This window comes from Pseudorhodobacter sp., assembly GCF_030452865.1.
Classification (GTDB): domain Bacteria; phylum Pseudomonadota; class Alphaproteobacteria; order Rhodobacterales; family Rhodobacteraceae; genus Pseudorhodobacter.
The window spans coordinates 1-5603 of sequence record NZ_JAKDLJ010000240.1 but is presented as its reverse complement, the minus strand read 5'-3'; the positions used below and the strand labels follow the sequence as shown (position 1 = coordinate 5603).

The 5603-nt window shown below is 58.8% G+C and carries 6 protein-coding genes; 3 read left to right on the top strand and 3 right to left on the bottom strand.

The window, feature by feature from the left end; genetic code table 11:
- Positions 1-123: 123 nt before the first annotated feature.
- Both L0H65_RS13365 and speB read left to right on the top strand, forming a co-directional pair.
- Positions 124-843: a DUF3445 domain-containing protein gene (locus L0H65_RS13365; RefSeq protein WP_367651996.1), complete on the top strand. Its 720-nt coding sequence runs from the start codon at positions 124-126 to the stop codon at positions 841-843.
- A gap of 139 nt (positions 844-982) precedes the next feature.
- Positions 983-1936 carry an agmatinase gene (gene speB / locus L0H65_RS13360; protein WP_301459545.1) on the top strand — a complete coding sequence of 318 codons (954 nt, stop codon included), beginning with the start codon at positions 983-985 and terminating at the stop codon, positions 1934-1936.
- Between the two features lie 63 nt (positions 1937-1999).
- Here the strand turns inward: speB and L0H65_RS13355 are convergent, their stop codons facing one another.
- The 3 genes from L0H65_RS13355 to L0H65_RS13345 all read right to left on the bottom strand — a co-directional run bounded on the left by L0H65_RS13355 (position 2000) and on the right by L0H65_RS13345 (position 4495).
- Positions 2000-2434: a glyoxalase superfamily protein gene (locus L0H65_RS13355; protein ID WP_301459544.1), complete on the bottom strand. Its 435-nt coding sequence runs from the start codon at positions 2432-2434 to the stop codon at positions 2000-2002.
- A gap of 249 nt (positions 2435-2683) precedes the next feature.
- Entirely contained in the window at positions 2684-4093 is a 1410-nt protein-coding gene (gene glnA, locus L0H65_RS13350; protein WP_301459543.1) for a type I glutamate--ammonia ligase, read from the bottom strand.
- Positions 4094-4156: 63 nt separating this feature from the next.
- Positions 4157-4495: a P-II family nitrogen regulator gene (locus L0H65_RS13345; protein WP_301459542.1), complete on the bottom strand. Its 339-nt coding sequence runs from the start codon at positions 4493-4495 to the stop codon at positions 4157-4159.
- Between the two features lie 173 nt (positions 4496-4668).
- Between L0H65_RS13345 and L0H65_RS13340 the strand changes: the two genes are divergently transcribed.
- Positions 4669-5603, top strand: a 935-nt coding sequence (locus L0H65_RS13340) for an NAD(P)H-hydrate epimerase (protein ID WP_301459541.1), incomplete at its 3' end; no start/stop codon positions are given.

Below are 5603 nucleotides of genomic sequence, written 5' to 3'. Positions count from 1 at the left end.
TCGGGTAACACAACGTCAAAAACCTTCTCCGCCACCAACTACGTCGACATCCGCCTGGCGCTGGGTGGCGAACGCGACTGGGACTTCGACTGGGTTCGCTTCAACGTTCTGCCAGCTGCCGCCGTGCCGCTGCCCGGAACGCTGCCGCTCAACGAGGATTGGCTGCTGGTGGATGAGGCCTTCGCAGGCCAGATGGCAGAACGTGACCGCCTGCTCGCAGAGGGTGCTCCGGTGCATGGGATGACGGATATCGCCACCGATGCCGCACGCGAAACCTATGATATCGTTCTAGAAAAACTGGCGCGGAGCGCGGCCTACCGTGTGAGCGCCGATGCCGTCACCCGCCCAGATGGGGTCACCGTTACGCTGAACCGTACAGCACCGCTGCTCACCCTCGGTCGCCTGATCCAGCAAGACCTCTGCCTGATGCTGCCCGACGGGCAGGGGGAGCATCTGCTGGCAGGTGCCATCCTCTGCTTCCCGGCAAGTTGGACGCTGGCGGAAAAACTCGGCCAGCCAATGTCGCGCATCCATGTCCCGGTGCCGAAATATGACGCCAACATCACCCGCCGCGTGCAACGCCTGCTCGACGGCTTGCAACCGGATCGACCGATCTGGCGGATGAACCACAACCTCTATGCCAAACCAGACCTGTTCCACCCAAGAACCGCAGCCGCCCCGCGCAGCGACGCCGTGCCACATTACCTGCGCGCCGAACACCAATGCCTGATCCGGCTGCCGAAAACGCGCGCGGTGCTGTTCACGATTCATACCTATGTCTTGCCCCTGACGGCGCTGCCGCCCGAGGCGATTGCCAGCCTGAAAACCGCCCATAACCCCTGACTCCATAATCATCTGTTCGAAAATATCCCGGGGGGTGAATGGGCCTCAAGGCCCAGAGGGGGGGCCGCGCCCCCCTGCGCCGCTTGCCAAATGCACACGCATCCGAAATGCTGGCCAAACCACAGGAAAGGGCCGCGCCATGACCAGGCAAAACAACCAACCGCTAGGCGGGAACCAGATGCCACGCTTTGGTGGCCCCGCCACCATGATGCGGCTGCTAAGTCAGGAAACGGCGCAGGGTCTGGACGCCGCCTTTATCGGCATCCCGATGGATATCGGCACGTCGAACCGTCCCGGCACAAGGCTCGGTCCGCGCCAGATCCGCGACGAATCGCGGATGTTGCGGCCCTATAACATGGCGACGGGGGCAGCTCCGTTCGATCATCTGCAAGTGGCCGATATCAGCGATGTGCCGATCAACACCTTCGATCTGAAGAAATCGGTGGATATCATTACCGCCCATTATCGCGAGGTACTGTCCCACGGCACCATCCCGCTGACGCTTGGCGGTGATCATACCCTGACATGGCCGATCCTGCGCGCGATCAAGGAGCGCCACGGCCCGGTCGCGCTGATCCATATCGACGCCCATGCGGATATCAACGATGAGATGTTTGGCGAGAGGGTCGCGCATGGCTGCCCGTTTCGTCGCGCCTGGGAGGATGGCTGCCTGATCAACGACAAGGTGTTTCAGATCGGCCTGCGCGGCACCGGCTACGGTCCGGATGATTTTGACTGGGCGCGGGGGCAAGGCTGGACCGTGGTGCAAGCGGAGGCGTGCTGGCACAAGTCGCTGATGCCACTGATGAGAGGGATTCACGAGCAGATCGGCGATGCACCCGTCTATCTGACCTATGACATCGACAGTCTCGACCCGGCGTTCGCACCCGGAACCGGGACGGTGGAACCCGGCGGGTTGACCACGATACAAGCGCTGGAGATCATCCGTGGCTGCGCCGGGTTGAACCTTGTCGGCTGCGATCTGGTCGAGGTGTCACCGCCCTATGACCCATCCGGCAATACCGCCTTGATTGCAGCGAACCTGCTCTATGAAATGCTCTGCGTGCTGCCGGGTGTGCCGCAGACGCGGTGAGGCTTCGGACCAAAATGGCCCCTCCCGGTTCGGGAAAGGCCATCTTTTCACTTCTTCAACCGCCTACAGTACAAGAACCAGATGCGGTTGCCCGTCAGAGGTTTTCTCCACCGTGCGGCCATCGGACCCCACCAGCGCCGAAATTCGCCGCCGGAAGCTGGAGAAATGCGCCGACCTGACGACATCGACCGGCGTGTCGAAATCCACCGTCAGGCGTTGCCGGTCACCCGCATGGGCGCTGACGGCATGGACGCGCCCGGAAAATGCATGACCGAGGTAGTGGCCGCGAACAGCCTGGCCCACCTGCCAGCCGCCCACAGTGTTGGGTTGCGTGGCCGCCAAAGTGTTCCAATCGCGCGCGCCCAGCGATTGCGCAACCAGTTCCAGCGCGCGGCTGTGGCTGACCTCGGTGCCGCTATCGGCAAGCGCCTTGCGTAACCGTTTGGCCTGTGCCTTGAGCGCGTTATGACCCGTAATTTGTAAAGTATCGTCGTGCATGATCGTGCCTTTCATAAGGCCATGCCACCGCCACCCGTTCCCCGCGTTACGATTGTCTTGCATGACCCAAAAGCTGATCCATGAAAGCAATGTCAAAACCGGCTTCACCTTGGCCTGTTGGCCTGCGGAGGGCGGGAGCCTGTCATCCCCTGGCGCTGAAATGGGGGAGGAGCATAAAAATTGCAAGGGGTATTGAAAAAGGCCGCCCCACGCGGGCGACCTTTGATATTTATGGCTCAGACACCAGCCTCAGCAGGAATAGTACATCGCATATTCGATCGGGTGCGGCGTATGCTCATAGGCATAGACCTCCTCCCATTTCAGGGCGATGAAGCCTTCCAACTGGTCCTTGGTGAACACATCACCGGCCAGCAGATAATCGTGATCGGCTTCGAGCGATTCCAGTGCTTCGCGCAACGACCCGCAAACAGTCGGGATTGCGGCCAGTTCCTCGGGCGGCAGATCATACAGATCCTTGTCCGACGCCGGGCCAGGGTCAATCTTGTGTTTGATCCCGTCAAGACCAGCCATCAACAGCGCCGAGAACGCCAGATAGGGGTTCGCCGCAGGGTCGGGGAAGCGGGCCTCCACCCGCTTGGCCTTCGGGCTTTCGGTCCACGGAATACGGACGCAGCCAGAACGGTTGCGCGCGGAGTAGGCGCGCAGAACCGGCGCTTCAAAACCGGGGATCAGGCGTTTGTAGCTGTTGGTTGACGGGTTGGTCAGCGCGTTCAGCGATTTTGCATGTTTCAGAATGCCGCCGATGAACCAAAGCGCCTCTTGGGAAAGGTCGGCATATTTGTCGCCTGCAAACAAAGGTTTACCGTCTTTCCAGATCGACATATTCACATGCATGCCAGAGCCGTTGTCGCCCTTCATCGGCTTTGGCATGAAGGTCACGGTCTTGCCGTAAGCATGGGCGACGTTGTGGATGACGTATTTGTATTTCTGGATATTGTCAGCCTGCTCCACCAATCCGCCAAAGATCATCCCCAACTCATGTTGGCAACTCGCGACCTCGTGGTGATGCTTGTCGACCTTGATGCCCATGCGCTTCATCGTTGACAGCATTTCGCTGCGGATATCCTGCGCCTCATCAATCGGGTTGACCGGGAAATAGCCGCCTTTGTGCGCGGCGCGGTGGCCCATATTGCCGCCTTCGAATTCGGCGTCAGTGTTCCATGCGGCGGATTCCGCGTCCAGCTCAAACGAAACCTTCTGCGGGGTGACGGAGTAGCGTACATCGTCGAACAGGAAAAATTCGGCTTCGGGGCCGAAATAGGCGGTATCACCGATACCGGTTGATTTCAGGTAAGCCTCGGCCTTGGCGGCGGTACCGCGCGGATCGCGGGAATAGGCCTCTCCGGTGTCAGGCTCCACGACGTTGCAATGCACGCAGATGGTTTTCTCGGCATAGAACGGGTCGATATAGGCCGACCCCGGATCAAGGATCAGTTTCATGTCGGATTGGTCAATGGATTTCCAGCCTGCGATCGAGGAACCGTCGAACATGAAGCCTTCTTCAAAGAAGTCTTCATCCACGAGGTCGATGTCCAGCGTCACATGCTGAAGTTTTCCCTTGGGGTCAGTGAAGCGGACATCGAGGTATTGCACCTCCTCATCCTTGATCAATTGCAGAATGTCGTGGACTTTGCTCATCTCAACCGTTTCCTTCATTGTCGAAAGTGTCGTGCAGCCCGGCGTTTTGCGGGCAGTTTCATCTTAGATCGCGTCGTCGCCGGACTCGCCGGTACGGATGCGGATCGCCTGTTCAACAGGGGAAACAAAGATCTTGCCATCCCCGATCTTGTCGGTGCGGGCGGCGGCGATGATCGCCTCGATCGCGGCGTCGACCATATCATCGGTCAGCACCACTTCGATTTTCACCTTGGGCAGAAAATCCACCACATATTCCGCGCCGCGATACAGCTCCGTGTGGCCTTTCTGGCGGCCAAAACCTTTGACTTCGGTGACAGACAGGCCCTGAATCCCGACCTCCTGAAGCGCTTCTTTCACTTCGTCCAATTTGAACGGCTTGATGATCGCTTCGATCTTTTTCATCGCCCGGCATCCTCACTTCTATTCACTGAGGTCTGTTGACCATTTTGGTGCATTGGGGACAATTGCCGGGGTGCAAACCGGGGGACGAAAAAGGGTGGTTTTCGCCTTTTTGCCCAAGTTTTAGGCATTTAGCCCGAAAAACAGGCTACTTGATGATCAATGAGGCGTGGAAAATGACCGAATTGCTGACAGCGGCCCAGATGCGCGCGATTGAACAGGCGGCGATTGAGTCTGGCCAAGTGACCGGGCTGGAACTGATGGAACGCGCCGGACGCGGGGTGCTTGAGGCGATTTTTGACGAATGGCCGGAGCTGCGCGCCACATCGCACCGCGCCGTGGTACTGTGCGGGCCGGGGAACAATGGCGGCGACGGGTTCGTTGTGGCGCGGTTGTTGAAGGAATGGGGCTGGGAGGTTTTTGTTTTCTTGTTGGGTGATCCGGCTAACTTGCCGCCGGATGCGAAAGCGAATTTTGACAAGTGGCAGGTGGTTGGCGCGACCCATGTAGAACGGCTAGACCATGACGATGATATGTCTTCATGCTTTGAACCGGCGCTTTTCAGCAAGGAGGCCGACCTGCTGCTGGGAAATGCTTATGTCGGCCATGTGGTTATCATCGACGCATTGCTGGGGATTGGTTTGAACCGTCCGATGCTGTTCGCAGCGGAATATGCCGCAACGATCAGCAGCTTTGTGCCGGATGATTCGTATGACATTCAATTTCATTGCGTTGCAATTGATATGGTCAGCGGCACTTGCGCGGACAGCGGCAAAGCACTTCGCAAGGCAACGCCTATGGTGGGAGAGCAGCTTTGGCCGCTCCGTTTTGAGCCGGATCTCACGGTGACATTCCATCGCCCGAAGCTGGGCCATATGCTCGGCGCTGACAAATGCGGCAAATTGGCGGTCGTTGATATTGGATTGCCGTCAATCTCGCAACTATCCGAAGCTTCGGTTTGGCTTAGTGATCCGAACTTTGGGACGGGTCTGAAAAAAAGCTTCGGTCACAAATTTTCCCACGGTCATGCGCTTATCCTGTCCGGTGGTATTGCCACGGGCGGGGCAGCGCGGTTGGCGGCGCGCGGGGCATTGCGGATTGGGGCAGGGGT

Coding starts and splice junctions, on each gene's coding strand:
- speB (WP_301459545.1), top strand. CDS start 983: ATGACCAGGCAAAACAACCAACCGCTAGGCGGGAACCAGATGCCACGC.
- L0H65_RS13355 (WP_301459544.1), bottom strand. CDS start 2,434: ATGCACGACGATACTTTACAAATTACGGGTCATAACGCGCTCAAGGCA.
- glnA (WP_301459543.1), bottom strand. CDS start 4,093: ATGAGCAAAGTCCACGACATTCTGCAATTGATCAAGGATGAGGAGGTG.
- L0H65_RS13345 (WP_301459542.1), bottom strand. CDS start 4,495: ATGAAAAAGATCGAAGCGATCATCAAGCCGTTCAAATTGGACGAAGTG.